Origin of the sequence: Variovorax stachyos (assembly GCF_051400855.1) — a bacterium.
Taxonomy (GTDB): domain Bacteria; phylum Pseudomonadota; class Gammaproteobacteria; order Burkholderiales; family Burkholderiaceae_C; genus Variovorax.
Genome location: NZ_JBLFFN010000001.1, coordinates 344,200 through 369,327 on the forward strand (window position 1 = coordinate 344,200; position 25,128 = coordinate 369,327).

27 protein-coding genes and 1 tRNA gene are annotated in these 25,128 nt (G+C 68.0%); 13 read left to right on the forward strand and 15 right to left on the reverse strand.

Going from position 1 to position 25,128, the window contains the following annotated elements; translation table 11 throughout:
* The first annotated feature begins 8 nt into the window (after positions 1–8).
* A tRNA-Ser gene (locus tag ACMGEZ_RS01695) sits at positions 9–96 on the forward strand.
* Between the two features lie 91 nt (positions 97–187).
* On the opposite strand, the gene ACMGEZ_RS01700 is transcribed toward ACMGEZ_RS01695, so the two are convergent.
* Positions 188–1,090: a LysR family transcriptional regulator gene (locus ACMGEZ_RS01700; protein ID WP_436820505.1), complete on the reverse strand. Its 903-nt coding sequence runs from the start codon at positions 1,088–1,090 to the stop codon at positions 188–190.
* Positions 1,091–1,162: 72 nt separating this feature from the next.
* On the opposite strand from ACMGEZ_RS01700, the gene ACMGEZ_RS01705 reads away from it, so the two are divergent.
* The 5 genes from ACMGEZ_RS01705 (at position 1,163) to ACMGEZ_RS01725 (ending at position 5,067) form a co-directional block, all read left to right on the forward strand.
* Complete coding sequence (locus ACMGEZ_RS01705; protein WP_436820506.1) at positions 1,163–1,837, forward strand: HAD family hydrolase; 675 nt, start codon at positions 1,163–1,165, stop codon at positions 1,835–1,837.
* A 28-nt stretch (positions 1,838–1,865) separates the two neighbouring features.
* A complete protein-coding gene (locus ACMGEZ_RS01710; protein ID WP_436820507.1) occupies positions 1,866–2,852 on the forward strand; it encodes a tripartite tricarboxylate transporter substrate-binding protein in 987 nt (328 codons plus the stop codon).
* Between the two features lie 5 nt (positions 2,853–2,857).
* Positions 2,858–4,012, forward strand: coding sequence for a DSD1 family PLP-dependent enzyme (locus ACMGEZ_RS01715; RefSeq protein WP_436820508.1), 1,155 nt, complete (start codon positions 2,858–2,860; stop codon positions 4,010–4,012).
* Positions 4,002–4,418 (forward strand): RidA family protein, encoded by a 417-nt coding sequence (locus tag ACMGEZ_RS01720; RefSeq protein ID WP_436820509.1) that lies wholly within the window; start codon positions 4,002–4,004, stop codon positions 4,416–4,418. The genes ACMGEZ_RS01715 and ACMGEZ_RS01720 overlap by 11 nt, the downstream gene beginning before the upstream one ends.
* 430 nt (positions 4,419–4,848) lie before the next feature.
* On the forward strand, positions 4,849–5,067 hold the full coding sequence (locus ACMGEZ_RS01725; protein ID WP_436820510.1) for a hypothetical protein: 219 nt from the start codon (positions 4,849–4,851) through the stop codon (positions 5,065–5,067).
* A 66-nt stretch (positions 5,068–5,133) separates the two neighbouring features.
* Here the strand turns inward: ACMGEZ_RS01725 and ACMGEZ_RS01730 are convergent, their stop codons facing one another.
* The gene (locus tag ACMGEZ_RS01730) at positions 5,134–5,571 is read right to left on the reverse strand and encodes an Lrp/AsnC family transcriptional regulator (RefSeq protein WP_436820511.1); all 438 of its coding nucleotides are present in this window, start codon (positions 5,569–5,571) and stop codon (positions 5,134–5,136) included.
* A 121-nt stretch (positions 5,572–5,692) separates the two neighbouring features.
* On the opposite strand from ACMGEZ_RS01730, the gene ilvB reads away from it, so the two are divergent.
* Positions 5,693–7,450, forward strand: coding sequence for a biosynthetic-type acetolactate synthase large subunit (ilvB, locus tag ACMGEZ_RS01735; protein WP_436820512.1), 1,758 nt, complete (start codon positions 5,693–5,695; stop codon positions 7,448–7,450).
* 85 nt (positions 7,451–7,535) lie between these two features.
* Here the strand turns inward: ilvB and ACMGEZ_RS01740 are convergent, their stop codons facing one another.
* From ACMGEZ_RS01740 to ureE, 5 genes are all read right to left on the reverse strand, one after another.
* Positions 7,536–8,225 carry an aspartate/glutamate racemase family protein gene (locus tag ACMGEZ_RS01740; RefSeq protein ID WP_436820513.1) on the reverse strand — a complete coding sequence of 230 codons (690 nt, stop codon included), beginning with the start codon at positions 8,223–8,225 and terminating at the stop codon, positions 7,536–7,538.
* A gap of 98 nt (positions 8,226–8,323) precedes the next feature.
* Positions 8,324–8,593 (reverse strand): hypothetical protein, encoded by a 270-nt coding sequence (locus tag ACMGEZ_RS01745; RefSeq protein WP_436820514.1) that lies wholly within the window; start codon positions 8,591–8,593, stop codon positions 8,324–8,326.
* 174 nt (positions 8,594–8,767) lie between these two features.
* Complete coding sequence (ureG, locus tag ACMGEZ_RS01750) at positions 8,768–9,418, reverse strand: urease accessory protein UreG (RefSeq protein ID WP_436820515.1); 651 nt, start codon at positions 9,416–9,418, stop codon at positions 8,768–8,770.
* A 14-nt stretch (positions 9,419–9,432) separates the two neighbouring features.
* The gene (locus ACMGEZ_RS01755; protein ID WP_436820516.1) at positions 9,433–10,122 is read right to left on the reverse strand and encodes an urease accessory protein UreF; all 690 of its coding nucleotides are present in this window, start codon (positions 10,120–10,122) and stop codon (positions 9,433–9,435) included.
* Positions 10,122–10,715, reverse strand: coding sequence for an urease accessory protein UreE (ureE, locus tag ACMGEZ_RS01760; RefSeq protein WP_436820517.1), 594 nt, complete (start codon positions 10,713–10,715; stop codon positions 10,122–10,124). Before ureE ends, ACMGEZ_RS01755 begins: the two co-directional genes overlap by 1 nt.
* Positions 10,716–10,785: 70 nt before the next feature.
* On the opposite strand from ureE, the gene ACMGEZ_RS01765 reads away from it, so the two are divergent.
* On the forward strand, positions 10,786–11,013 hold the full coding sequence (locus ACMGEZ_RS01765; RefSeq protein ID WP_436820518.1) for an AbrB/MazE/SpoVT family DNA-binding domain-containing protein: 228 nt from the start codon (positions 10,786–10,788) through the stop codon (positions 11,011–11,013).
* Positions 11,010–11,414: a type II toxin-antitoxin system death-on-curing family toxin gene (locus tag ACMGEZ_RS01770; RefSeq protein ID WP_436820519.1), complete on the forward strand. Its 405-nt coding sequence runs from the start codon at positions 11,010–11,012 to the stop codon at positions 11,412–11,414. The genes ACMGEZ_RS01765 and ACMGEZ_RS01770 overlap by 4 nt, the downstream gene beginning before the upstream one ends.
* Positions 11,415–11,417: 3 nt before the next feature.
* Here the strand turns inward: ACMGEZ_RS01770 and ureC are convergent, their stop codons facing one another.
* The 4 genes from ureC to ACMGEZ_RS01790 all read right to left on the reverse strand — a co-directional run bounded on the left by ureC (position 11,418) and on the right by ACMGEZ_RS01790 (position 14,465).
* A complete protein-coding gene (gene ureC, locus ACMGEZ_RS01775; RefSeq protein ID WP_436820520.1) occupies positions 11,418–13,136 on the reverse strand; it encodes an urease subunit alpha in 1,719 nt (572 codons plus the stop codon).
* Between the two features lie 2 nt (positions 13,137–13,138).
* Positions 13,139–13,444 carry an urease subunit beta gene (locus ACMGEZ_RS01780; RefSeq protein ID WP_162588277.1) on the reverse strand — a complete coding sequence of 102 codons (306 nt, stop codon included), beginning with the start codon at positions 13,442–13,444 and terminating at the stop codon, positions 13,139–13,141.
* A 91-nt stretch (positions 13,445–13,535) separates the two neighbouring features.
* The gene (locus tag ACMGEZ_RS01785; RefSeq protein ID WP_436820521.1) at positions 13,536–14,138 is read right to left on the reverse strand and encodes a HupE/UreJ family protein; all 603 of its coding nucleotides are present in this window, start codon (positions 14,136–14,138) and stop codon (positions 13,536–13,538) included.
* Between the two features lie 24 nt (positions 14,139–14,162).
* Entirely contained in the window at positions 14,163–14,465 is a 303-nt protein-coding gene (locus tag ACMGEZ_RS01790) for an urease subunit gamma (RefSeq protein ID WP_068681614.1), read from the reverse strand.
* Between the two features lie 71 nt (positions 14,466–14,536).
* Here ACMGEZ_RS01790 and ACMGEZ_RS01795 point away from each other — a divergent pair, with 71 nt between their 5' ends.
* The 4 genes from ACMGEZ_RS01795 (at position 14,537) to ACMGEZ_RS01810 (ending at position 20,970) form a co-directional block, all read left to right on the forward strand.
* Positions 14,537–18,103 (forward strand): hybrid sensor histidine kinase/response regulator, encoded by a 3,567-nt coding sequence (locus ACMGEZ_RS01795; protein ID WP_436820522.1) that lies wholly within the window; start codon positions 14,537–14,539, stop codon positions 18,101–18,103.
* Positions 18,100–19,116, forward strand: a complete 1,017-nt coding sequence (locus ACMGEZ_RS01800; protein WP_436820523.1) for a response regulator — start codon at positions 18,100–18,102, stop codon at positions 19,114–19,116. Before ACMGEZ_RS01795 ends, ACMGEZ_RS01800 begins: the two co-directional genes overlap by 4 nt.
* Before the next feature lie 41 nt (positions 19,117–19,157).
* The gene (locus ACMGEZ_RS01805; RefSeq protein ID WP_436820524.1) at positions 19,158–19,826 is read left to right on the forward strand and encodes a PA4824 family protein; all 669 of its coding nucleotides are present in this window, start codon (positions 19,158–19,160) and stop codon (positions 19,824–19,826) included.
* Between the two features lie 61 nt (positions 19,827–19,887).
* Positions 19,888–20,970, forward strand: a complete 1,083-nt coding sequence (locus ACMGEZ_RS01810; RefSeq protein WP_436820525.1) for a GSU2403 family nucleotidyltransferase fold protein — start codon at positions 19,888–19,890, stop codon at positions 20,968–20,970.
* A 68-nt stretch (positions 20,971–21,038) separates the two neighbouring features.
* On the opposite strand, the gene ACMGEZ_RS01815 is transcribed toward ACMGEZ_RS01810, so the two are convergent.
* From ACMGEZ_RS01815 to ACMGEZ_RS01830, 4 genes are all read right to left on the reverse strand, one after another.
* A complete protein-coding gene (locus ACMGEZ_RS01815) occupies positions 21,039–21,644 on the reverse strand; it encodes a hypothetical protein (RefSeq protein WP_436820526.1) in 606 nt (201 codons plus the stop codon).
* A gap of 64 nt (positions 21,645–21,708) precedes the next feature.
* Positions 21,709–22,596, reverse strand: a complete 888-nt coding sequence (locus ACMGEZ_RS01820) for an NUDIX hydrolase (RefSeq protein ID WP_436820527.1) — start codon at positions 22,594–22,596, stop codon at positions 21,709–21,711.
* An 80-nt stretch (positions 22,597–22,676) separates the two neighbouring features.
* On the reverse strand, positions 22,677–24,794 hold the full coding sequence (locus tag ACMGEZ_RS01825) for a sodium:solute symporter family protein (protein WP_436820528.1): 2,118 nt from the start codon (positions 24,792–24,794) through the stop codon (positions 22,677–22,679).
* 1 nt (position 24,795) lies between these two features.
* Complete coding sequence (locus ACMGEZ_RS01830) at positions 24,796–25,053, reverse strand: DUF4212 domain-containing protein (RefSeq protein ID WP_436820529.1); 258 nt, start codon at positions 25,051–25,053, stop codon at positions 24,796–24,798.
* Between the last annotated feature and the right edge of the window lie 75 nt (positions 25,054–25,128).

Genomic DNA, 25,128 nt, shown 5'->3' on the forward strand with positions numbered 1-25,128 from the left:
GGCTTCCCGGAGAGTTGGGTGAGTGGTTTAAACCAGCAGTCTTGAAAACTGCCGACGGGCAACCGTCCGTGAGTTCGAATCTCACACTCTCCGCCAGAACGATCCACCTGCGGTCGACCAGCCGAACGGTCTGGAGCAGCACCATCTGGTTCTGATGCTTTGCCGGGCTGTCAACGCGCCAGTGTGATTACCGTGATGCCCCCGCCGCTTCGACCAGGAAACTGACCAGCGCCTGTACTCGCGCACTGCGTCCCTTGCGCGTGGGCACTAGCACCACCACGGGGGCGGCGCCAAACCCCCAGTCCGCCATCACCCGCTCGAGGCGGCCCGCGGCCAGCGCCTCTGCCGCGTCCCATTGAGAGCGCAGCACGATACCCAACCCATCCTCGGCCCACTGGCGTGCCACGCTGCCGTCGTTGGTGACGAACGCCGGATTGATGCGCAGCGTCTCGCTCTTGCGGGCGCTGCTCCCCGCAGGCCGCATGTGCCACAGCGTCACGTCCTCGTCGTTCTCGCGGATGCAGATGCAGGCGTGGTAGGCCAGGTCCGCCGGGTTGTGGGGAGTGCCGTGCTCACGCAGGTAGCCGGGGCTTGCGCACAGCCACCGCTCGTTGGAAGCGAGCGTATGGCCCACCCACGACGAGTCGCGCACCGAGCCCACGTGCACCACGGCGTCGGAGTCATGCTTGTCGGGCCACGGAGTCTCGCGCAAGTCGAGCTGCAGCCGCAGGGCCGGATGCAGGCGAGAGAAACGAGACAGCAAGGGCGCGACGTGCGTGCGGCCATAACCGAAGGACGCTGCCACCCGCAATGTTCCGGTCAAGCGTTGGTCGTCGCGCTGCAAAGATTCGCGCAGGCCGTCGAACTTCAGCAGCAGCTCATAGGCCTCCCGTCCGAATCGTTCACCTTCCGAAGTCAGGTGCAGCTTGCGCGAAGTGCGGTTGGCCAGCACCAGACCCAGTGAGGCCTCGAGTTTGCGCAAGCGCATCGACAGGGCGGGCGGTGTGACACCGAGCGAGCGCGCAGCAGCGCTGAGCGAGCTCTCGCGCAGCAGCGCAGCAGCCAGGCGAAGGTCTTCTATCTGCATCATTCAGTGCAGCTTAACTATTGATGACCCAAGAGTGAAGCACGAACAAGCTCTGGCACGCCTAAAGTGATCGCCATGCACAACACTTCGACTCCCATCGCCACAGCCGGGCGCTATCCCCGGGCCGTGCTGTTCGACCTGCTCACTGCGCTGCTCGATTCGTGGACGGTCTGGAACGCGGCCGCGGGCTGCGAGCAGATGGGCCGTACCTGGCGTGCCGAATACCTGCGGCTCACTTATGGCTGCGGCGCTTACGTGCCATACGAAAACCTGGTGCGGCAGGCCGCCGCGACCGTGGGGCTGCCCGCTGGCGCACCGCAGGCGTTGGACGACCATTGGGACGAGCTGCCCGCCTGGAGCGGCGCCATCGAGCTGCTGCAGGCGCTCAAACCCCACTGCAAGCTGGCCGTGGTGACCAACTGCTCGCGGCGCCTTGGCCAACGCGCCGCTGAACGCCTCGGAATCGACTGGGATGTGGTCGTGACCTCCGAGGATGCGGGCTTCTACAAGCCCCATCCCAGGCCTTACCGGCTTGCCTTGGAGCGACTGGACGTGCAGCCGGGCGAGACAGTATTCGTTGCCGGTTCCGGCTACGACATGTTCGGCACCGCCAGCGTCGGCCTGCGCACCTACTGGCACAACCGCGTCGGCCTGGCTCGGCCCGAGGGGGCGCCGTTGGCGGAGGTCGAGTCGCCCACGCTCGATGGCGTGCTGCCATGGCTGCGCGACTTCCAGCCGGCCGCGTCCTGATTCAACCCCAGCACTCCAGGACCTTCCCATGATCCGCTTGCTTCGCCTGGCCGCCGGCCTTGCCGCCCTCTGTGCCAGCTTGTTTGCCGCGCCCGGCGCCATCGCCCAGGCGTTTCCGAGCCGCCCCGTCACCCTGATCGTTCCTTTTCCGGCGGGCGGTCCAAGCGACGCGTTGGCTCGCGCCGTCGCACAAAAGATGGCCGCGGCCCTGGGCCAGCCCATCGTGATCGAGAACCTTGGCGGCGCCAATGGCGTCATCGGCTTGAGCAAGGCCACCAAGGCCGCCGCCGATGGCTACACCATCTCGTTCGGGGGCATCGGTACGCATGTCGCCAATGTCGCCCTCTACAAGAAGCTGGCCTATGACCCGGTCTCCGATTTCGCGCCCATCGGCCCGGCAGGCGCAGCACCGATGCTGCTGCTGGCCCGCACCGACCTGCCGGCCGGCAACCTGCGTGAGTTCGGCGCCTGGCTGGCGAAGAACAAGGACAAGGCGTCCTACGGCAGCGCCGGGGTAGGGTCCATATCGCACTACGGCTGTGTGCTGTTGCTGTCTTCCATGGCCCAGAACCCCACGCACGTGCCCTACAAGGGCGTCGCACCTGCCGTCAACGACCTGATGGGCGGCCAGACCGATTTCATGTGCGACCAGACCACCACCGCGCTGCCGCAGATCGCAGGTGGGCGCATCAAGGCCATCGCGGTACTGTCGGGCGCGCGCCTGCCGCAGCTGCCTGGTGCAGGCACCGCAATGGAGGCAGGTCATCCCCTGGATGTGCGTTCCTGGAACGCCTTTTTCGCCCCACGTGGCACGCCGCAGCCCGTGCTCGCAAAATTGACGAGCGCGCTGCAGCAGGCGGTCGCCGATCCGGCTCTGCGCAAGCAGATGGAGGGCTTGGGTGTCGAGCTGCCTGCGCCTGCCGATGCAACGCCCGCGGCGGTCGCCGCGCTCATCGCGCGCGGTATTCGCGACGACGTGCCGGCCCTCAAGGCCAAGGGCGAATACCTGGACTGACTCGAATGAGCAACATGCAGAACAAGCCCAAGAACCTCGCCAGCATCGACACTCCCGCAGCCATCGTGTCGCTGCAGCGCATGCAACAGAACATCGCACGCATGCAGCAGCGGGCCGACGCGCTGGGCGTGCGCTTTCGCCCGCATGTGAAGACCACGAAATGTGCCAATGTTGTCGCCGCCCAGCTCGCGGCGGGCGCGGCGGGCATCACGGTGTCGACGCTGAAAGAGGCCGATCAGTTCTTTGGCCACGGCGTGACCGACATCCTTTATGCCGTGGGCATGGCGCCGCACCGGCTCGCCCATGCACTGGACCTGCGCCAGCGCGGCTGTGCGCTGCAGATCCTGACCGACAGCGTCGAGGGCGCACGGGCCATCGCCGAATACGGCCGTGAGCACGGCCACGCTTTCGAGGTGCTGATCGAGGTCGACACCGACGGCCACCGCTCCGGCCTCAAGCCGGCCGAGGACGTCCTGCTCGAAGTCGGCCGCGTGTTGCACGAGGGCGGCATGCGTCTGGCGGGCGTGCTGACGCATGCAGGCTCCAGCTACGAACTGCACACGCCCGAGGCGCTTGCCGCCCTCGCCGAGCAGGAACGCGCCGGCTGCGTGCTGGCCGCGCAACGTCTGCGCGCAGCGGGCCTGCCGTGCCCCATCGTGTCGGTTGGCTCCACCCCCACTGCGCTGGAAGCCGCGTCGCTGGAAGGCGTCACCGAACTGCGTGCCGGGGTCTATGTGTTCTTCGACCTGGTGATGCGCAACGTGGGCGTCTGCAGCACCGAAGACATTGCGCTGAGCGTGCTCACCACCGTCATCGGACACCAGGCCGAAAAGGGCTGGGCCATCGTCGACGCCGGCTGGATGGCCATGAGCCGCGACCGGGGCACCGCCAAGCAGCAGCGCGACTACGGCTATGGCCAGGTGTGCACCGTTGACGGGGTGCCGCTAGAGGGCTACCTGCTGTCGGCAGCCAACCAGGAGCACGGCATCCTGTCGCGAGAGGGCTCTGCGGACGCGGACATCGTGGCGCGCTTCCCGACGGGAACCCGGCTGCGGATACTGCCCAACCATGCCTGCGCCACCGGCGCACAGTTTCCTGCCTATGAGGCGCTGGCCGCGGACGGAACGGTGCAAACCTGGGAGCGTTTCCATGGCTGGTGAGAACGCGGGTCCACCGATGCGCATGTCCGGTCCCGTCCATGTCGCGGTGCCCGCGCTGGCCAAGCCGGGCGGCCACTACAGCCATGCTGCCGTGGGCAGTGGTTTGGTGTTCATCGCCGGGCAGTTGCCCATCACGCCGGGTGGCGAGCGCCTGATCGATGCGGGTTTCGAAGAGCAGGCGGTCCAGACGCTGGCGAACGTGCAGGCTGCCTTGCTGGCGGCAGGTTCGGGCATCGACAAGCTGCTGCAGGTCCGGGTCTATCTCGACGACATCGCCAACTGGTTGGTGTTCGACGGGATCTACGAGCGGTGGGCCGGACCCTCCCGTCCTGCGAGGGCCGTCGTCCCGACCGGGCCGCTGCACTTCGGATTCAAGGTCGAGATGGAGGCCACGGCCCTGGCGTGATCGGCCCTACCGCGCGTACCCCACCCGAGCACGTGAAGCCACCCTCTCTGTGAGGCGGGATCAGCGTCGCTCCAGGATGAAACAAGTGTCAGAAAACGTACGGTATCAACCCGTCCCGATCTGTCGAGAATCGGGAACCTTGGGGCAGCTCCGAGAACCCAACGCACCATCGATTCTCCAAGGTCGACCACCGACCTTTTTTGCCCTGGTTGGCGACAGCCAGGGCTTTTTGTTGCAGGGCTCGTTCATGCCGTGGCGCGGTCCCCAAAGAGACTGCCGGCAGCAGGCCTATTGGCTGGCGCACCGGCGATCGGCGTGCGCATAATGCGCCGCGGTCGTGCCGGGACCGCCCTCCTTTCCGCGATGAAAAGCCTGCGGCGCCACGACGCAGAGCCAGGGTTTCCGTTTTTCCGGCGCAAGGACGACCACGATGAGTTCATTGCAGAAGTTGCTGCCGGCCTGCGAGCCGGCGCGCAGCGAAGCCTTGGCCCTGCTCGCCAAGGCACATCACCTTCCGCGGCACCTGGTCAAGGGCATTGCAAGGCGCGGCCTGGCCGCAGTCGGCGCGCCGCAGCACCCGCAGCAACAGCAACAGCAGGGGCCCGCGAAAGGCCCGCAGGCCCCGGAAGCGCCGCTCCAGCCCAGTTGATTCAGCCGCCTGTCCTGGCGCGAACCGCATTCCCGGATGCGGTTCGGCGCCAGCATGTGCCGGTGCTCAAATCAGGGGCGCGCTCGCTTCCTTGAGCACGCGCAGCACGAAGTGCGACTGGCTGTGTCGTATGCCAGGAATCTTGTAGAGCTTCTCGCGCAGCAACCGCTCGTAGTCGCGCGTGTCGCGCACGGCGATGCGGATGTAGTAGTCGTAGTCGCCCGACACCAGGTAAGCCTCCTGGACCTCCGGGATGCTGGCCAGCACGCGGCCGAACTCATACAGCGTCTCGTCGCTGTGGCTCTCCAGCGTGAGCTGCACGATCACCGAGTCCTGGTAGCCCAGCTTGGCCGCGTCGACATCCACCGTATAGCGCTTGATCACGCCGCTGGCTTCCAACTTCTTGATGCGGCTCCAGCAACTGGTGGCCGCCAGGCCGACCTCGGCCCCGATCTCCTGCAGCGTCTTGCGCGAGTCATGCAGCAGCACGCGCAGAATCGCCATGTCGATCCTGTCAAAAAGTTCTTCGTTGTTGCCCGTCTTTTTACGATTGGTATTCAATAAAACCGCCGAATGCTTCAAACAAACGAAGCACATTCTGAACCAAAGGCGGAAGAATCGACGCATGCAAACCCTTGTTCCCACGCCGGCGCTTCTCTCCCTGCGCAACGGCGCTCAGGCCGTGCTCCAGACGCTCGTCGAATGCGGTGTCGACACGATCTTCGGCTACCCCGGCGGCGCGGCGCTGCCCCTCTACGACGCGCTCTTCGGCGAGCCGCGGCTGCGCCATGTGCTGGTGCGGCACGAGCAGGCCGCCGTGCATGCAGCGGAGGGCTACGCTCGCAGCACCGGCCGGGTCGGCGTGGTGCTCGTCACCTCGGGGCCCGGCGTCGGCAACACGATGACGGGACTGCTCGATGCGATCAGCGATTCGGTGCCGATCCTGTGCATCAGCGGGCAGGTCGCGACCGCGGTGATCGGCACCGATGCCTTTCAGGAAAGCGATGCGCTGGGCATGTCGCGGCCGGTCACCAAATGGAACCACCAACTGCGCACGGCGGAGGAGATCCCCTCCCGCGTTCGCCTCGCGCTGGAAATCGCCGCCAGCGGCCGGCCTGGGCCGGTGCTGCTCGATGTGCCCAAGGACGTGCAGCAGGCGCTGCTCGGCCACGAGGCCGTCGACGTCGCGACTGCGCGTCGATACCGCAGCGGCGCCGATGCCCGGCTGCCGCGAACCAGCCTGGCGCGCGCTGCCGACCTGCTGTCCACCGCGCGCCGGCCGGTGCTCTACGGCGGCGGCGGGCTGGTCAATGCCGGGCCGGCGGCCTGCGACGCTTTCACGACGCTGGCGCGCCGCCTCGACGCGCCTTGCACGCTGACGCTGATGGGCCTGGGCGCCTTCCCGGCCTCCGACCCGCGCTTCCTCGGCATGCTGGGGATGCACGGCACGCTGCAGGCCAACCTGGCCATGCACGAAGCCGACCTGGTGCTCTGCGTCGGCGCCCGCTTCGACGACCGCGTGACCGGCAAGCTGGCCGAGTTCTGCCCGCAGGCGCGCAAGATCCACATCGACATCGATCCCGCGAGCATCGACAAGGTTGTCAAGGTCGACGTGCCGATGGTCGGGGACTGCGGCGCAGTGCTGGACGCGCTGCTCGCCATGCCCGCGCTCGACGGATTGGCGCCCGAGCGCCTCGCGCCCTGGTGGCGGCGCATCGAGGGCTGGCGTGCGCGGCGCTGCCTGGACTTCGCGCCGCGTGCCGACACGATCCTGCCGCAGCAGTTGATGGTTTCGCTGCAACAGGCGCTCTCGGGCCGCGATGCCATCGTCTCCACCGATGTGGGCCAGCACCAGATGTGGGCCGCGCAATACCTGCGTTTCGAGCGCCCGCGCCGCTGGCTGACCTCGGGCGGCGCCGGCACCATGGGCTACGGCCTGCCTGCCGCGATTGGCGCGCAGATCGCGCACCCCGAGGCGCTCACGGTCTGCGTGAGCGGCGATGCCTCGGTGCTGATGAACATCCAGGAGCTGTCGACCGCCGTGCAGCATCGTGCGCCGGTCAAGCTGGTGCTCTGCAACAACGGCTACATGGGGATGGTGCGCCAGTGGCAGGAGCTCAGCCACGGCAACCGGTTGAGCCACAGCTGGAACGAGGCGCTGCCCGACTTCGTCGCGCTCGCCCGGGCCTTCGGCTGGGGCGCGCGGCGCGTGGGCGATCCGGCCGAACTGCACGATGCACTGGCCGAATGCCTGGCCTGCCCCGGCCCCTTCTTCCTCGACGTACAGGTGGCCGCGCAGGAGAACTGCTTCCCCATGATTCCCGCGGGGCAGGGCCACCACCGCGTGATGCTGGACAGGGACACCTGGTACGAAGAGGCGTGAGGAAGCCGGCCATTGCGCACCAGCTGCAGCGCGGCCACCATGCTGTCGCTCCCGGAAGGCCGAGGGGCCTGCGATGCGGACGCGCTCACTCCACCGCGCGCCGCAGCGCGGCCCGCGCCAGCAGGCGCGTGGAGTCGAAGGTGGGCAGCGGCGAATTCGCATCGCCGATGATCAAGGGGATCTCGGTGCAGCCTAGGATGACGGCTTCGCAGCCTTCGTCCTTCATCCGGCCGATGACCTGCTGAAAGCGTGCCACGCTGCGCTTCTCGAAACGGCCGTAGACCAGCTCGTCCATGATGATGCGGTGCGTGTCGTCGCGCTCCGCTTCGGTCGGGCGCACGCAGGCCAGGCCGCGTGCCTCGAGCGCCGTGGGGTAGACCTCGCTGTCCACCAGCCAACGCGTGCCCGTCAGGCCCAGGCGGCGGAAGCCGCGCGCGACGGCTTCACCTGCCACGACCTCGGCGATGTGCAGCCATGGCAGCGGCGAACGTGCCCCGATCAAGGGCAGGGCCTGGTGGATCGTGTTGTCGGGACAGACCAGGAAATCGGCGCCGATCCGCGCCAGCTTGATTGCCGAGTCCAACATCAACTCGCCGACGCCTTCGAGGTCGCCGCGGTCGAGGCAGTCCACGTACCCGGCCAGCGAGGGCGTGTGCATCGAGACCTCCGGATGGGCATGCGGTCCCAGAAGCTGTGCGCCTTCGGCGCAGATCGTGCGGTAGCACAGGGCCGCGCCTTCGGCGGAGCAGCCGACGATTCCGATGTGCTGGGGCATGGTGAAGGGATGCGTCCTTTTTTGAAGAACGCAATTGAAGCGCGATTCACCACGCCGCGTCCAGACGCAGGCTCAGGCGCGTTCGGCCGTGGCCCCGCCTAGTACCCGCTCGTCTGGAAATCCGTGCTCCGCAGGCAGATCTCCGCCCGAGGGTTCTCGCGGTAGCGGGCGGTGGCCAGGGCGTCGATGGAATCGGCGTTCCGGTCGTAGGTGCGCACCAGTTCCGATTCGCTGTAGGGCGCGTGGAAGCGGGCGTGCAGTGCCTCTTCGTCGATGCGGGCGATGATCCGGGCCCCGTCGTACCCGTCGGGGTAGATGGCGAACTGGACGCTGCCAGCCGCAGGAAGGAAGATTGCTTCAGAGGCCATAGGAACTTTGGTATTCGTTATGGCAGTATCGGTTTTTCCGCTCCCGCAAAAAATACGCCAGATGGTCTATGGGACCAACAAGCTGTGACGTATCTCACATTCGCAGTGCTTGATGTGCCCCGAGCAACTGTGGGCGGGCACCGTCCGCGAGGACCGTTGAAGTGGTCGCCCGTTTCAATGCTCGGCCAGCATCCCGCGGTCCTCGATGAAGGAGACGACCTCGGCCAGGCCGTCCTTCGTCTTCAGGTTGGTCATGACGAAGGGCCGCTGCTTGCGCATGCGCCTGGTGTCGGCTTCCATCACGCCGAGGTCTGCACCCACATGGGGCGCGAGGTCGGTCTTGTTGATCACGAACAGGTCGCTCTTGGTGATGCCGGGGCCGCCCTTGCGCGGGATCTTCTCGCCGGCCGCGACGTCGATCACGTAGATCGTGAGGTCGCTGAGCTCGGGGCTGAAGGTGGCGGCCAGGTTGTCGCCGCCGCTTTCGACGAAGACCACGTCCGCATCGGGAAACTCGGCCAGCATGCGGTCGATGGCCTCGAGGTTGATCGAGGCGTCCTCGCGGATCGCCGTGTGCGGACAGCCGCCGGTCTCCACGCCCATGATGCGCTCGGCCGGCAGCGCACCGGCCACCGTCAGCAGGCGCTGGTCTTCCTTGGTGTAGATGTCGTTGGTGATGGCGATCAGGTCGTACTTGTCGCGCATTGCCTTGCAGAGCATCTCGAGCAGGGTGGTCTTGCCGGAGCCGACCGGGCCGCCGATGCCCACGCGCAGCGGCGGCAGTCTCTTGGTGCGATGGGGGATGTGGTGCAGGGCGGAGCTCATGGGGGCGGTTCGGATCAGCTTCTGAAAAGACGTGAGTATTGCGTTTCGTGGCGCGCGGAGAGCACGGCGAGCATGGGAGAGAAGGCTTGGCGCTCATCATCCGCCAGCGCGAGGGCCCGGTCCACTGCCGCGGGAATCTCGGCGGCCAGGCGCCCGAGGATGCGCTGGCCCGCGCTCTGGCCCAGCGGCACGGCCTTGACTGCGGCAGCCGCCATGTTCTCGGCCCAGCCGAAGGCAAAGGCCAGGCAGGCGTCCCGCACCGGCGCTTCGGTCCGGCTGGCCGCGAAGGCGAACGCGATCGGGTAGCTTGCGGGCAAGGTGTCGAAGACGGCCGCGGCATCGGCGTGCCTCAGCTTGAGCCATTCGACGAAGGAGCGGCCCATCTGCTCGGTCTGCAGCCGGAACTCGGCCGATTCGCGGGTCTGGAACACCCAGTCGTTGAGGTCGCGGATGCGCGCGAGATCGCCGTTGCGCCAGGCGCCGACGGCCTGCGCGACCACGGCCAAATCGCTGCGCGCCAGGCTCAGGTGGAGCTGGTCGGCCAGCCAGGCGGCCGCTGCCTCCTCGTTGCCGACGCCGGCCCATTCGATCGCCGCCTCCAGGCCTTCGGAGTAGGAGAAGCCGCCCACCGGCAGGGCCGGCGAGGCCAGCCAGATCAGCTGCAGCAGGCTGGCCGCGGGCAGGGAGCCCGGCGGGTCAGCCATCAGTGCGAGTGGCCGTGGCCATGCGCGTGATCGTGCGAGTGGTCGTGATGATCGTGGCCGTGATCGTTCGCGGGCGCCGCGGCATAGGCATCCGGATGCAGCACCGGGCCCACGGGCGCGGCGCCGTGCGAGTGGCCCTGCGTCCCATAGGCGCCGCCTTCGGGCTCGAAAGCCTCTTCGGCCTCGCGCACGATCAGGTGCATCGAGCGCAGCATGCCGGCCAGCACGTGGTCGGGCTCGATCTTCAGGTGGTCGGGCTTGAGCTCGATGGGCACGTGCCGGTTGCCCAGGTGGTAGGCCGCGCGCATCAGGTCGAAGGGCGTGCCGTGCTCGCGGCAATGCGTGATGACCAGCACCGGCTGCTTCGCCGCGGTCACCTTGATCAACGAACCGTCTTCCGCGACGAGCACATCCCCGCCGCGCACCAGCGTGCCGCGGGGCAGGAACACGCCGAGCTGGCGGCCTTGCGAGTCGGTGGCGTCGAAGCGGCTTTTCTGGCGCACGTCCCAATCGAGTTCGACGGTGGCGGCGCGCCTGAGCAGCACCGGCGCGAGGCCGCCGCCCTGGGGCATGAGTTTGTTGGCTGTGAGCATGTGGGATTGCGGGTCGAATGCTGGGTAGATAATATAACGGTCGTTATAACTCCGTCCGAGTGAGAGTCTCATGTCCGCCCTCAAGCTAACCCAGATCGGCAACTCTGTCGGTGTCATCTTGCCCAAGGAAGTCCTCGCGAAGATGAACGTGGGCAAGGGGGACACGGTGTACTTGACGGAGGCTGCCAACGGAGGGTTCAACCTCACTCCGTACGACGACGAGTTTGAACGGCAGATGGAAGCCGCGCGTCGGATCATGAAGAAGCGGCGCAACGTTCTGCGTGAGCTGGCCAAGTGACGGCGGCCAAGGAGCCGTGGACGTGGCTGAGCATCAAGCTGGTTCGTGCGGCTCACGAAGAGCAATTGGTTGAGCACGGCGGACCGCCCGGCGTCCGTGATGAGAGCTTGCTGGTCTCCGCATTGGCGCGTCCTCAGAACCGTGCGATGTACGAATCTCCCGATGTGGCCGAACTCGCTGCGAGCTATGCATTCGGTATCGCCCGCAATCATCCGTTCATCGACGGCAACAAGAGAACTGCCTTCGTGGCGATGGAGGTATTTCTCGACCTGAACGGGTGGGAGCTCAGTGCCTCGGACGAGGCATGCGTCTTGACGATGCTTGCGCTGGCGGCTGGTCAATTGGAAGAAGAGGCGCTTGCGCAATGGATTCGCGATCACCTCCGCTCGTACGAGATCTGACATTCAGAACAGAAAATACCGCTGCGCCATCGGCAGCACCACCGCCGGATCGCAGGTGAGCAACTGTCCGTCGGCCCGTACCGCGTAGGTCTGCGCATCGATCTCCATCTTCGGCGTGTAGCCGTTGTGCACCATGTCCTGCTTGCGCACGCCGCGGACCTTCTTCACCGCGCTCAGGGTCTTGGCCAGCCCGTAGCGCTGGCCGATGCCCGCCGCCAGCCCGGCCTGCGAGACGAAGGTCAGCGAGCTCCTGGCCAGCGCGCCGCCGAAGGCGCCGAACATCGGCCGGTAGTGCACCGGCTGCGGCGTCGGGATCGAAGCATTCGGGTCGCCCATCGCGGCCATCGCGATGCTGCCGCCCTTCAGGATGGTGAATGGCTTGATGCCGAAGAAGGCCGGCTTCCACACCACCAGGTCGGCCCACTTGCCGACCTCGATGCTGCCCACCTCGTGCGAGATGCCGTGCGCGATGGCGGGGTTGATCGTGTACTTGGCCACGTAGCGCCTGGCGCGCGCGTTGTCGTTGCGGCTGCCGTCCTCGGGCAGCTTGCCGCGCTGGGCCTTCATCTTGTGCGCGGTCTGCCAGCAGCGGATGATCACCTCGCCCACCCGCCCCATGGCCTGGCTGTCGGAGCTGAACATGCTGATCGCGCCCAGGTCGTGCAGGATGTCCTCGGCCGCGATGGTCTCCTTGCGGATGCGGCTCTCGGCGAAGGCCAGGTCCTCGGGGATGCCGGGGTCGAGGTGGTGGCACACCATCAGCATGTCGACGTGCTCGTCGAGCGTGTTCACGGTGTAGGGCATCGTCGGGTTGGTGGAGGAGGGCAGGAAGTTCGCCTCGCCCACCACGCGCAGGATGTCGGGCGCATGGCCGCCGCCCGCGCCCTCGGTGTGGAAGGCGCAGATGCCCCGGCCCTTCACCGCCGCGATCGTGTTCTCGACGAAGCCCGACTCGTTCAGCGTGTCGCTGTGGATCGCCACCTGCGTGTCGGTGGCATCGGCCACGTCCAGGCAGTTGCTGATCGCCGACGGCGTGGTGCCCCAGTCCTCGTGCAGCTTGAGGCCGATCACGCCGGCGTCGATCTGCTCGTGCAGCGCCGCCGGCAGGCTCGCATTGCCCTTGCCGAGGAAGCCGAGGTTCATCGGAAAGGCGTCCGCCGCCTGCAGCATGCGCTCGATATGCCAGGGACCCGGCGTCGCGGTGGTCGCGAAGGTTCCGGTGGCCGGCCCGGTGCCGCCGCCCAGCATGGTGGTGACGCCCGAGGCCAGGGCCTCTTCGATCTGCTGCGGGCAGATGAAGTGGATGTGGCTGTCGATGCCGCCGGCGGTGACGATGTTGCCTTCGCAGCTGATGACTTCCGTGCCCGGGCCGATGATGATGTCCACGCCCGGCTGCACGTCGGGGTTGCCGGCCTTGCCGATGGCGACGATGCGCCCGCCCTTCAGGCCGATGTCGGCCTTGACGATGCCCCAGTGGTCGAGGATCAGCGCATTGGTCATGACGGTGTCGACCACGCCCTCGGCGCGCGAGCGCTGCGATTGGGCCATGCCGTCGCGGATGGTCTTGCCGCCGCCGAACTTGACTTCCTCGCCGTAGCCGCCGGCGCGCAGTGTGTAGTCCTCTTCCACCTCGATCACCAGGTCGGTGTCGGCCAGCCGCACGCGGTCGCCCACCGTGGGCCCGAAGATTTCGGCGTAGGCACGCCGCCCGATCGTTGCCATGCTCAGAGCTTTCCTTGAACCAGTCCGCGAAAGCCGTAGACCACCCGGTCGCCGGCGAAGTCCACCAGCTCGACCGTGCGCTGCTGGCCCGGCTCGAAGCGCACCGCAGTGCCCGAGGCGATGTTCAGCCGCATGCCGCGCGCGGCCTCGCGGTCGAAGTCCAGCGCGCCGTTGGTCTCGGCGAAGTGGTAGTGGGAGCCGACCTGGATCGGCCGGTCGGCCGCGTTGCGCACCACCAGCGTCAGCGCGCGGCGGCCGGGGTTGAGGGCATGGTCGCCCTCGTCGGTGATGAGTTCGCCGGGGATCATTGGCGGACCTCCCCCAGGCTTGTCACTTCGTGTACTGCGCGCACCCCCTCCTGAAGGAGGGGGCGAGCCCCTTCGGGCGGCCGGGCGGGGCTCATGCGATGCCGCCGAGCAATGCGATGCCGAACACCGCGACCGCCGCGCCGGCGACCTGCGGCATCCAGCGATGACCGCGCCGCAGTGCCCAGCCGGCCGCAATGCCCGCGGCATGCAGCAGCACCGTCGCGGCCAGCATGCCGGCGAGCGTCAGCGCGGCGCCCGATTCGCCGGCCAGTTCCTGCCCGTGCGCGACGCCATGGAACACCGCGAACACGCCGACCAGCGCCGCGGCGGCAAATGCCGGCAGGCGGCGCTGCCTAAAGACGAGCAGCCCCAGCACCAGCAGCGACGCGGCGATCATGGGCTCCACCGCCGGCAGCGCGACGCCCGCCAGGCCCAGCACCGCGCCGGCCAGCAGCATCAGCGCAAAGCCCAGCGGCGCCCACAGCAGGTCGGGCCAGGCACGGCGCGCGGTGAGCGCGCTCCACAGCCCCACCGCCACCATCGCGGCCAGGTGGTCCAGCCCGGTCAGCGGATGCAGGAAGCCGCTGGCCAAGCCGTGGTGCAGGCCGGCATCGGCGCCGGTGTGGGCGGCCGCGGCCAGCGGCAGCGCGGCGATCAGGAGCAGGGGGGCTTGGCGAAGAAGGCGCGTGTTCATGGTGTGCTCTTGCTGTGCTGTTGTTCAGACGATGGGTTGGTGGACCGTGACCAGCTTGGTGCCATCGGGGAAGGTGGCCTCGACCTGGATGTCCGGGATCATCTCGGCCACGCCCTCCATCACGTCGGCGCGCGACAGGATGCTGCGGCCCTCGCTCATCAGCGCGGCCACGGTCTTGCCGTCGCGCGCGCCTTCCATCACGGCGGCCGAGATCAGTGCCACGGCCTCGGGGTAGTTGAGCTTGAGCCCGCGTGCGCGGCGCCGCTCTGCCAGCAGGGCGGCGGTGAAGATCAGGAGCTTGTCTTTTTCGCGCGGTGTCAGTTCCATGGGCGGGGTGGGATCGCTTCGTCGAGGCGGGTCATTATGGGCAGGCGAGGGGCATTGCAACAGTCGTGCCGATGGCACGGAATCTGCACCTCGGCGACGTGGACTCGACCGCCGTTCCCCCGCTCGCCAGCGACGAAGCGCCGCAGCGCATCGTCAAGGTCCGGCGCGACTACAACAGCTGGGTGGCGCGCGAAACGCTGGAGGACTACGCGCTGCGCTTCACGCCGCAGCGCTTTCGCCGCATGTCGGAATGGCGCGTGGCGAACACGGCTTTCGGCGGCGCGGCGTCCTTCCTGATCCTTGAGGCGGTGGGCGCCACGCTGCTGGTGCAGTACGGCTTCGTCAACGCGGCCTGGGCCATCCTGGTCACGGGGCTGATCATCTTCCTCGCCGGCCTGCCGATCAGCGTCTATGCCGCGCGCTACGGCGTCGACATGGACCTGCTCACCCGCGGCGCGGGCTTCGGCTACATCGGTTCCACGCTGACCTCGCTGATCTACGCCTCCTTCACCTTCATCTTCTTCGCGCTCGAGGCGGCGGTGATGGCGTACGCGCTGGAACTCGCGCTGGGCATCCCGGCGGCCTGGGGCTACCTGGTCTGCGCGCTGGTGGTGATCCCGCTGGTGACGCACGGCATCTCGGCTATCAGCCGGCTGCAGGTGTGGACCCAGCCCATCTGGCTGGTGATGCTGGTGGTGCCCTTTGTCTATGTGGTGGTGCGCGATCCTGGTGCGTTCTCCGGCATCACGCACTACAACGGCGTCAAGACGGGCGAGATTGGGTTTGATCTGCACCTCTTCGGTGCCGCGCTCACCGTCGGCATTGCGCTCATCACCCAGATGGGCGAGCAGGCCGATTACCTTCGCTTCATGCCTGTGCGCACCGCCGCCAACCGCGGCCGCTGGTGGGCCGGCGTGCTGGCGGGCGGCCCGGGCTGGGTGGTGCTGGGCGTGCTCAAGATGCTGGGCGGGGCGCTGCTGGCCTATCTCGCGATCGGCCACATGGTGCCGCCCGAGCGCGCGGTGGACCCCAACCAGATGTACCTCGCGGCCTACGAGTACGTGTTCCCGCAGTACGGCTGGGCGGTGGCGGCGACGGCGCTGTTCGTGGTGATCTCGCAGCTCAAGATCAACGTCACCAACGCCTATGCCGGCTCGCTGGCCTGGAGCAACTTCTTCTCGCGCGTCACCCACAGCCATCCGGGCCGCGTGGTGTGGGTGGTGTTCAACGCGCTGATCGCCTTCATGCTGATGGAGATGAACGTGTTCGAGGCCCTGGGCGACGTGCTGGGTCTCTACGCCAACATCGCCATCGCCTGGATGATGGCCGTGGTGGCCGACCTCGTGGTCAACAAGCCGCTGGGCCTGTCGCCGCCGGGCATCGAGTTCAAGCGCGCACACCTCTGGGACATCAACCCGGTGGGCGTGGGCGCGATGGCGCTGGCCTCGGTGCTGTCCATCAGCGCGCACCTGGGCGCCTTCGGGCGGACGGCGCAGGCCTTCTCGGCGCTGATCGCGCTGGGCACCGCCTTCGCCGCCGCGCCGCTGATCGCCTGGGCGACCCGGGGCAAGTACTACATCGCGCGGGTGTCGGGCGAATGCGGCGCCGCGCCCTTTGCGCCTGGTACGGGGCAGCGCGCGGTGCGCTGGGCGTGGGTCGAATCCGAGGCCGGCAGCTACCGGCGCCTGAGCACGCAGCGCTGCGTGATCTGCGAGCGCGACTACGAAGGCCCCGACATGGCGCACTGCCCGGCCTACCAGGGCGCGATCTGCTCGCTGTGCTGCACGCTCGATGCGCGCTGCGGCGACCTGTGCAAGCCCGAGGCGAGCCTGTCGGCGCAATGGTCGGGCGCGCTGCGCTGGCTGCTGCCGCGCCGCGTCTGGCCATATCTCGACACCGGGCTCGGGCACTTCCTGCTGCTGATGCTGATCGTGGTGCCCTTGCTCGCCGCAGTATTCGGCGTGCTCTACCAGCAGGAACTGCGGGGCATCGGCGAGATCGCGCTGGCCGACATGGCGCAGGCCACCGCCTCACTGCGCTCCGGCTTCTTCAAGGCCTACATGGCGCTGATGCTGATCGCGGGCATCGTCGCCTGGTGGCTCGTGCTGGCGCACCAGAGCCGCAAGGTGGCGCAGGAGGAATCGAACCGCCAGACGCGTCTGCTGATGCGCGAGATCGAACTGCACCGCGAGACCGACCGCGCGCTGCAGGCTGCCAAGCAGACGGCCGAGCAGGCACGCGAGCAGGCGGACCAGGCCAACCAGGCCAAGAGCCGCTACATCAGCGCCATCAGCCACGAGCTGCGCACGCCGCTCAACAGCATCCTCGGCTATGCGCAGCTCATGGGCGAGGACGCGGCCGTGCCGCCGCACCGCCGGCAGGCGGTGGCGGTGATCAAGCGCGGCGGCGAGCATCTGCTGTCGCTGATCGAAGGCACGCTGGACATCGCCCACATTGAGGCCGGCAAGCTCACGCTGCATGCCCGGCCCATGCAGTTCGCCGACCTGATGGTCGAGCTGGCCGACATGTTCGAGCTGCAGGCGGCCGAGAAGGGCCTCGCCTTCCGCTTCGAGCCAGAAGGCGATCTGCCCGAGCTGGTGCGCGCCGACGAGAAGCGCGTGCGGCAGATCCTCATCAACCTGCTGGGCAACGCGATCAAGTTCACTGCCAGCGGGCGCGTCACGTTGCGCCTGCGCTATGCGCGCGAGTTCGCGGCCATCGAGGTCGAGGACACCGGCCCCGGAATGTCGTCCGAGGAACTGGGCCGCATCTTCGAGCCCTTCGCGCGCGGGGCCAGCGCCGGACCGTCGGCGCCGGGCGCGGGGCTGGGCCTGACGATCGCGAAGATGCTGATCGACCTGATGGGCGGCGAGATGAAGGTGCAGAGCGCGCCGGGTGCAGGCTCGCTGTTCCGGGTGCGGCTGTTCCTGCCGCGCGTGCATCACACCAGCGGCGCTGGCATCCGGCGCGTTGCGGCGGCGCCGGCGCCGCGTCCGCGCCGCGGCTACGAAGGCGCGCGCCGGCGGCTGCTGGTGGTCGACAACGAAGAGGCCGACCGCGAGCTGCTCGTACAGCTCCTCGCGCCGCTGGGCTTCGAGCTGCGCACCGCCGCCAGCGGCCACGATGCGCTCGACCTGTTGGCGGCCGGCTGGCATCCGCATGCCATGTTCGTGGACCTGGCGATGCCCGGCATCGACGGCTGGGAGACCATCCGCCGCGCCCGCGCGCTCGGCCTGGCCGAGTCGCAGGTCGCCATCGTCTCGGCCAACGCGTTCGACAAGCGGCTGGACAACGACGTCGGCATCGCGCCCGAGGACTTCTTCGTCAAGCCCGTGCGCCACAGCGAGCTGCTCGACTGGCTGGAGCGGCGGCTGGCGCTGCAGTGGACCGACAGCGCCGCGGCGGCGCAGCCGGCGCCGGCCGAGGCCACGGGCGCGCTTCCCGCCGCAGCACGCCTGCGCGCACTCGGCGATGCGGTGAGCCTGGGCTATTTCCGCGGCATCATGAACGAGCTCGACGCCATCGACGCCGCCCAGCCCGAGTGCGCAGCCTGGACCACCGCCCAGCGCGTGCTGGCGCGCCAGTTCCAGTTCGAGGCCATGAGCCGGGCGCTGATCGCGGCGGGGAGCACCCCGTGAGCGCAGAAGCAAGCCCGCCGCCTCTGGTCCGGAGCCTGCGCGAGCACGCCGGCACCGGCGACCTGGTGCTGATCGTCGACGACGTGCCCGACAACCTGGCCGTGCTGCACGACGCGCTGGACGAATCGGGCTACGCGGTGCTGGTCGCCACCAACGGCGAGCAGGCGCTGCAGCGTGCAGCCCAGGCGCGGCCCGACATCGTGCTGCTCGACGCGATGATGCCGGGCATCGACGGCTTCGAGGTCGCGCGCCGGCTCAAGGCCGATGCCGCGACGGCCCACATCCCGATCGTCTTCATGACCGGCCTCACCGAGACCGAGCACCTGGTCGCGGCGCTGGAGGCGGGTGGCGTCGACTACGTCACCAAGCCGATCAAGCCCAAGGAAGTTCTGGCGCGGATGAACGTGCATCTGCAGGGCGCGCGCCGCGCGCGGCAGGCGGCGCAGCAGGCCGGCCAAGCCCGCAATGCGCTCGATGCCTTCGGCTATGCCAGCTTCACCGTGCGCATGCCCGAAGGCAAGCTGGTCTGGCAGACCGCGCTGGCGCGCGAGCTGCTGCAGCGCTACTGCGGCAGCAGCGCGCCCGCGACGCCGCCGGTGGTGCTGGACTGGCTGCGCTGCCATCTGCCCGATGCGCGGCAGCACCAGGTCGAGCCACCCGTTCTCTCCATTGCGCACGGCGCTGCCGCGCTCAACCTGCGCCTGCACCAGCAGACCGGCCAGGACGAAGCGGGCGACGATTGGTTGATCATCATGCGGGAGGTCTCCGACTCGGCCGTCATCGAAGCCATGAGCCTGAGCCTGAAGCTCACGGCGCGCGAGGCCGAGGTGCTCTACTGGGTGGTCAAGGGCAAGACCAACCGCGACATCGGCGAGATCCTCGGCAGCAGTCCGGCCACCGCCAAGAAGCACCTGGAGCGCGTGTACGTGAAGCTGGGTGTCGAGACCCGCACCGCGGCCGCGGGCGTGGCGATCAAGCGCATCCGCGAGCTGCAGCCGCAGTTCGAGCTGTGAGCGCCATGAACTGACACTGGCCGCTCCTAGAATGCGCGGCCATGATCCGACGCACGTGGACCGTCTCCCTTTGGCTGGCCGCGGCAACCGCGCAGGCCGGCGGCCACTTCGACGTCGACGATGCCGGCACGCTCGATCCGGGCCAGTGCCAGTACGAGTTCTGGGGGACGCGCGTGCGCAGCGAGCACAGCACGGCGTGGCACCTGGGGCCGGCCTGTCGCGTCGGGCCGGTCGAGCTCGGGCTCAACATCGACCGGATCTCGGTGCCGGGCGATACGGTCCATGCACTCGGGCCGCAGCTCAAATGGACTTTCTTCGGACAGGCACCCGAGGCCCGCTGGAGCGCTGCCGTCTCGATGGGCTTCATCTCCCAGCTGCCGCGGCGGGGCGGGCGCGGCGGCGGGCAGTTCGTCGTGCCTGTGACATGGCGCGCCACCGACGGCCTGATGGTCCATGCCAACCTGGGCGCCGACTGGGCCACCGGCAGCGGCGCGCGCACCGGCCGCGGCGGCCTGGCGGGCGAATGGGCGCTGAACGACACGGTCTCGCTGATCGCGGAACGCAACCGCGCCTTCGGCCTCTGGACCTCGCGCGTGGGGGCGCGCGTCAGCATCACGCCGTTGATCAGCATCGACCTCAGCGCGGCGCGCACCGGGCCGGGCGGCCTGCGCAGCTTCTCGGTCGGGCTGAATCACGAGTTCGGGCGCTGAGCTGCCGCGAGCTTGCAGCACTCGTGGTTATACTGCAACTTTTTGGATGCGCAGTATAATCATGGCCACTGCTTCCGAAGCCCCGCTCTTCGAGGATCTGTCGCTTTCGGCCCAGACCAACTTCGCCGAGCTGGTCGAGCAGGCCCAGGCGCGCATGCTCGACCGGTCCATCGCCGACCTGACCGGCTCCTTCAACAAGAAGGAAGTCAAGGGCGTTATCTACTGGTACTGGCAGTTCCGCGACCTGTCCGGCAAGAACCATCAGGTCTATCTTGGGCCGGACGACGAGCGGATGCGCAAGCTCATTCAACAGCGGGCCCATGGCAAGACGGCAGCGCCCGATCATCTGGCCAGGCTGGCAAGCGCATGCATCTCGTTGGGTTGTCTCGCCGTCACGGCACAGCATTTCAAGGTGATCAACAGGCTGGCGGAGCACGGCTTCTTCAACGCAGGCGGCGTGCTGATCGGCACCCATGCCTTCATTGCCATGGGGAACATGCTGGGCGTGCGGTGGACCGGCGGCTGGAAGACCAACGACATCGATTTTGCGCACGCTGGCAAGAACGTGTCGCTTGCCTTGCCGACCAACACGGAATCGAATGTGCACGATGCGATCACCTCGCTGGAGATGGGTCTTTTGCCGGTGAAGTCGATCACATCGGGTGCAGGCGCCACGTATCTGAACGCGCGCGGCGGCGATATGCGCATCGATCTCCTGACGACGGCCGGCAGAAGCGATGCGGTCTACCGCCATGAACCGCTGAACGTGAACCTGCAGCCGCTCAAGTTCATGGAGTCGTTGGAGAAGATCACGCAGACGGCGGTGATATCAGGCGAGCATGCCCTCATGGTGAACATCCCCTCACCGCTGCGCTACGCGCTGCACAAGCTGATCGTGATGGCAGAGCGTGAGGAAGCTTTTCGGACCAAGATCCGCAAGGATGCGGGCCAGGTGGCCGCCATCGTCTCCTATGCGCTCGAGCGCTCGCCGCGTGCGCTCGAAGATGCGGCCGAGGACATCATGCGCCGCGGCAAGGGCTGGCGCAGCCGCATCGCCGAGGGCACGCGGCTGCTGTCACAGCACCATCCGTCCGTGGCCGCGTCCTTGGCCACGGTGCTCGAACGTTGCGCCCGGGCGAGTTGACGGGTGGGACTCGGTTTCAGGGCCTTGAAGTCGAAGAACGCCGTCGCAACGCCGCCTTTCGGAGTGCCTCAGCCGCCGACGAGCGCGCGGTAGTCCCGCCGCGTCGCCGGTGCCACCGAATCGACCAGCTGCGCATGGGGCGTCTTGTGGCGCGCCAGCATGCGCGCCGATGCGACTGCCCTGGAGCGGCAATACCAGTGGCAGGTGTGCTGCATCAGGAAGAGCTCGGCCGACATGGTGTAGGCCTTGTCGCGGGGCGCTCGCTGCTGGCTGTTGGCGGCCGCATCTGCGATGCCGCGGGCGTGGATCGCCAGGGCGCGACGCATGTCGAAGCTGTACGCCGGAAACAGGCGGTGGGCGAAGGGCAGAGCCAGCGGCAGCGTGCTCACGCGCGCATCGGCGTCCGCGACGCGCGCGAAATCGGCTGCAAAACGCTGGAACTGGCCGGCGAGCGTCTGCTCGGTGGTGTCGAGCAGCTTCCAGATCTGCTCGCGCCGCGCCGGGTCGTTCTCGCCGAGGCAGCGCAGGTAGCCCTCGGTCAGGTTCTCCATCAGCTTCTCGATCTGGTAGCGGCCGAGGTGGCCGGCGAGCAGCATGATGCGCTTCTTCTGCTCGCGGGTCTTCAGCAGGTAGACGGCGAGCAGGAGCGCTGCCGCCAAGGTGAGGAATTCCATGGAAATGTGTCCGGGGCGCCGATGAACGCAGCAGGCGAGTGTAGGTAGTAAGCGCGGGCCGCGGCTATTGCCACAGGTCGTCGAAGCCGCCGGGCGGCTCCAGCCGCTTGCCGCGCAGCACCAGGCGCAGCGGGCCCGGCATCACGCGCGCGCGTTCCGGGTGCAGCGGGTCGCCGGGATAGGCGGTGGCGCGGTGGCCATCAATCTCGAAAGTGAACGGGCGCACGAGACAGGGCGCGCGGCCTTCCGCCTCGGCCATCATCGAATCGACGCTGGCGTGGCGGCCCAGGTGGGCGAGGCTCATGATCTGCGGCGCGGCCAGCGCGATCTCGCCGCGCCAGTAGCGCTCGAGCGCTTCGCGCGGACGCAGCCAGGCGCACAGCACGGCTTCGTGCGCGTCATGCAGCGGCTCCTGGCCGGTCGGCGCTCGGGCGATGAAGAAGCGCGTGTCGAAGCGCTTGCCGGGCGAGTGCAGAGCCTGCAGCGGCGTGATCCAGCGCGACCAGGGCCGCATGGCGCGGGTCGCCAGGCGCAGGCCGAGGCGGCCGAGCATCTCGTTGAAGTCCATTCCCTCCGCACTCAGCGCGGCCGCCTGCAGTGCGCCTGGGCGGTCCAGGCCTTCGGCGAGCAGCAGCCCGCATTCTTCGAAGACCTCGCGCACAGCAGCGACGTGAATCGCCGCTGCCGTGGCGGCATCGATGTCCGGGTCGGCGAGCAGCGCGTGCAGGCGCTCGGGCGGCTCGTCGAGATGGGCCGCCGCGTCGAGCCGTGCGTCCGAAGCATCCACCTTGCCGCCGGGGAACACATACGAGCCGCCATGCACGTCCGACAGCGCATGGCGCTGGATCATCAGCACCTCGGGCCCCGCCGCCCCGTCGCGGCAGATAAGCACGGTGGCGGCGGGACGGATGGGGATGGGAACGGGCGGAGTGTCCGCCGGGACTTGCTGCATGGGGGGATTCTCTCCCCTGCGGCGGGCATGAAGGGCAACGCGCCGCATGGGCGGCGCGTTGCGGGGGGCTTCGGCGCGTCTCAGGCCCGCTTGAGATCCGGGTAGCGCACGTGCTCCACGAGCTCCTGGGTCTCCTTCTTCGGCTGGCCGGTGAGCAGGCTCACGATGATGATCACCGCGAAGCCGACCGGCACGCCGAACAGTCCGGCCGAGATCGGCTGGATGGCCCACCACAGCTCGATCGGGCTGGTCACGCCGAACACGCTGCGCATCCACGGCTGGGTGGTGGCCATGTAGTAGAAGGTCACGCCCAGGCCGGCCAGCATGCCCAGCGAGGCGCCCCATCGGTTGGCGCGTTTCCAGAAGATGCCGAGCACCAGCGCCGGGAAGAAGGCCGCCGCCGCAAAGGAGAAGGCGGCCGACACGAGGAACAGGATGTCCGCCGGCTTCTGCGCCGCCACCGCCGCCGCGCACAGCGCCACCACCAGCAGCAGCGCCTTGGACAGCGCGACGCGGCGCGAGGTGGGCGCGTTCGGGTCGATCATCTTGTAGTACAGGTCGTGCGACAGCGCGTTGGCGATGGTCAGCAGCAGGCCGTCGGCCGTCGACAGCGCCGCCGCCAGGCCGCCGGCCGCCACCATGCCGGAGATCACGTAGGGCAGGCCGCCGATCTCGGGCGTGGCGAGCACGATGATGTCGCCGCCGATCTTCATCTCGCTGAGCTGGAAGATGCCGTCCTTGTTGACGTCCGACACGGACAGCAGCGACGGGTCGACCCTTGCCCAGTTCGCGATCCAGGCCGGCAGCTCGTTGAAGGGCGTTCCCACCAGCACGTTGAAGACCTCGAACTTCACCAGCACCGCGAGCGCCGGCGCCGTGAAGTACAGCAGGAAGATGAAGAACAGCGACCAGGTCACCGATTGGCGCGCCTCCCGCACGGAGGGCGTGGTGTAGTAGCGCATCAGGATGTGCGGCAGCGCGGCCGTCCCCACCATCAGGCAGAAGACCAGCGCGAGGAAATTGCGCCTCGATTCGTCGAAGGCCTTCTGCGCGGCGGCGTCGCCGTTCGGATCGCCCGCATAGATCTGCGCATGGTTCGGCATGCCGGCCAGCGGCCTGGCCTGCGCCTCGTTGGACGCCTTCGCGGCGGTCCAGGCCTTCCGGGCCGCGGCTTCGTCCTTGGGTACGGCCGCCAGCTCCTTCGCGGCTGCATCGATCTCGGCTGCCGGCGCATTGGCGGCCCGGAGATCGGCCAGCTTCTTCTCGGCCGCCGCCCGCTCCGTGGCGAGCGAGCCGGGCAGCGCCTTCAGCTTGGCATCGAACTCGGCGGCCCGGGCCTTGAAGATGGCAGCGACCTCCAGCTCCTTCGGATCGGCGCGCAGTTCGTCGCCGCGCTTGGAGACCTTCTCCAGCTGGTAGCCGTACACCGCCTGCGGGATCGGCACGCCGGTCTGCTTCACCGACAGCCAGATCACCGGGATCAGGTAGGCAATGATCAGGATGATGTACTGGGCGACCTGCGTCCAGGTGACCGCGCGCATCCCGCCCAGGAAGGAGCACACCAGGATGCCGGCCAGCCCGACGAAGATCCCGACCTCGAAGGCCAGCCCCGACAGCCGCGCGGTGATCAAGCCTACGCCGTAGATCTGCGCCACCACATAGGTGAAGGAGCACAGGATCGCCGCCACGATGCCGATGAAGCGCGGCAGGTTGCCTTCGTAGCGTGCGCCCAGGAAGTCGGGAATCGTGAACTGTCCGAACTTGCGCAGGTAGGGCGCCAGCAGCAGCGCCACCAGGCAGTAGCCCCCGGTCCAGCCCACGATGAAGGCCAGCCCGCTGTAGCCCGTGAGGTAGAGCGTGCCGGCCATGCCGATGAAGGAGGCGGCGCTCATCCAGTCGGCCCCCGTGGCCATGCCGTTGTAGATCGCCGGCACCCGCCTCCCGGCCACGTAGTACTCCGACGCGTCGGTGGTGCGGCTCATGATGCCGATGCCGGCATACAGCGCCACCGTCGCGAACAGGAAGATGAAGCCGATCCAGTTTCTCGGCAGGCCTGCCTGCTCGAGGACCCCCAGCACGATGATGAAGGCGATGAAGCCGCCGGTGTACCAGCCGTACACCTTGTTGAGCTGCTTCTTGAACGCGCGGCGTTCCGCGCCGCTGGGGCCTTCGCCGTGTTCGAAGCTGATGTCGGCCATGTCAGACCTCCTCGGCGACGCCGTGTTCCTGATCCAGGCGCTCCATGTAGCGCGCATAGAACCAGATGATGAGGATATAGACGATCAGCGCACCCTGGGCCGCGACCCAGAAGCTGAACGGCCAGCCGAAGAAGGTGAAGCTCAGGTCGCGCGCGAAGTAACCGATGACGAAGGTCACGAAAAACCAGACCCCCAGCAGGATGGCTGTGATCCGCAGGTTCTTCCGCCAGTAGTCGCGCTGTGTTTCCGTCAATTCCATCGCATGTCTCCTTGTTGGCTCTCGTTCGTTCGCAGGGCCATGCGACCCGGCGGTCCCTGCGGTGCTGCCTCGTGG

Excerpts from the sequence above, each read along its gene's own strand:
- ACMGEZ_RS01780 (WP_162588277.1), bottom strand. The coding sequence starts at position 13,444 with ATGATCCCCGGCGAACTCATCACCGACGAGGGCGACCATGCCCTCAAC.
- ACMGEZ_RS01820 (WP_436820527.1), bottom strand. The coding sequence starts at position 22,596 with ATGCAGCAAGTCCCGGCGGACACTCCGCCCGTTCCCATCCCCATCCGT.
- ACMGEZ_RS01730 (WP_436820511.1), bottom strand. The coding sequence starts at position 5,571 with ATGGCGATTCTGCGCGTGCTGCTGCATGACTCGCGCAAGACGCTGCAG.
- ACMGEZ_RS01725 (WP_436820510.1), top strand. The coding sequence starts at position 4,849 with ATGAGTTCATTGCAGAAGTTGCTGCCGGCCTGCGAGCCGGCGCGCAGC.
- ACMGEZ_RS01765 (WP_436820518.1), top strand. The coding sequence starts at position 10,786 with ATGTCCGCCCTCAAGCTAACCCAGATCGGCAACTCTGTCGGTGTCATC.
- ACMGEZ_RS01720 (WP_436820509.1), top strand. The coding sequence starts at position 4,002 with ATGGCTGGTGAGAACGCGGGTCCACCGATGCGCATGTCCGGTCCCGTC.
- ACMGEZ_RS01790 (WP_068681614.1), bottom strand. The coding sequence starts at position 14,465 with ATGGAACTGACACCGCGCGAAAAAGACAAGCTCCTGATCTTCACCGCC.
- ACMGEZ_RS01755 (WP_436820516.1), bottom strand. The coding sequence starts at position 10,122 with ATGGCTGACCCGCCGGGCTCCCTGCCCGCGGCCAGCCTGCTGCAGCTG.
- ureE (WP_436820517.1), bottom strand. The coding sequence starts at position 10,715 with ATGCTCACAGCCAACAAACTCATGCCCCAGGGCGGCGGCCTCGCGCCG.
- ilvB (WP_436820512.1), top strand. The coding sequence starts at position 5,693 with ATGCAAACCCTTGTTCCCACGCCGGCGCTTCTCTCCCTGCGCAACGGC.
- ACMGEZ_RS01805 (WP_436820524.1), top strand. The coding sequence starts at position 19,158 with ATGATCCGACGCACGTGGACCGTCTCCCTTTGGCTGGCCGCGGCAACC.
- ureC (WP_436820520.1), bottom strand. The coding sequence starts at position 13,136 with ATGGCAACGATCGGGCGGCGTGCCTACGCCGAAATCTTCGGGCCCACG.
- ACMGEZ_RS01745 (WP_436820514.1), bottom strand. The coding sequence starts at position 8,593 with ATGGCCTCTGAAGCAATCTTCCTTCCTGCGGCTGGCAGCGTCCAGTTC.
- ACMGEZ_RS01810 (WP_436820525.1), top strand. The coding sequence starts at position 19,888 with ATGGCCACTGCTTCCGAAGCCCCGCTCTTCGAGGATCTGTCGCTTTCG.
- ACMGEZ_RS01795 (WP_436820522.1), top strand. The coding sequence starts at position 14,537 with ATGGCACGGAATCTGCACCTCGGCGACGTGGACTCGACCGCCGTTCCC.
- ureG (WP_436820515.1), bottom strand. The coding sequence starts at position 9,418 with ATGAGCTCCGCCCTGCACCACATCCCCCATCGCACCAAGAGACTGCCG.
- ACMGEZ_RS01825 (WP_436820528.1), bottom strand. The coding sequence starts at position 24,794 with ATGGCCGACATCAGCTTCGAACACGGCGAAGGCCCCAGCGGCGCGGAA.
- ACMGEZ_RS01740 (WP_436820513.1), bottom strand. The coding sequence starts at position 8,225 with ATGCCCCAGCACATCGGAATCGTCGGCTGCTCCGCCGAAGGCGCGGCC.
- ACMGEZ_RS01815 (WP_436820526.1), bottom strand. The coding sequence starts at position 21,644 with ATGGAATTCCTCACCTTGGCGGCAGCGCTCCTGCTCGCCGTCTACCTG.
- ACMGEZ_RS01785 (WP_436820521.1), bottom strand. The coding sequence starts at position 14,138 with ATGAACACGCGCCTTCTTCGCCAAGCCCCCCTGCTCCTGATCGCCGCG.
- ACMGEZ_RS01715 (WP_436820508.1), top strand. The coding sequence starts at position 2,858 with ATGAGCAACATGCAGAACAAGCCCAAGAACCTCGCCAGCATCGACACT.
- ACMGEZ_RS01710 (WP_436820507.1), top strand. The coding sequence starts at position 1,866 with ATGATCCGCTTGCTTCGCCTGGCCGCCGGCCTTGCCGCCCTCTGTGCC.
- ACMGEZ_RS01700 (WP_436820505.1), bottom strand. The coding sequence starts at position 1,090 with ATGATGCAGATAGAAGACCTTCGCCTGGCTGCTGCGCTGCTGCGCGAG.
- ACMGEZ_RS01830 (WP_436820529.1), bottom strand. The coding sequence starts at position 25,053 with ATGGAATTGACGGAAACACAGCGCGACTACTGGCGGAAGAACCTGCGG.
- ACMGEZ_RS01705 (WP_436820506.1), top strand. The coding sequence starts at position 1,163 with ATGCACAACACTTCGACTCCCATCGCCACAGCCGGGCGCTATCCCCGG.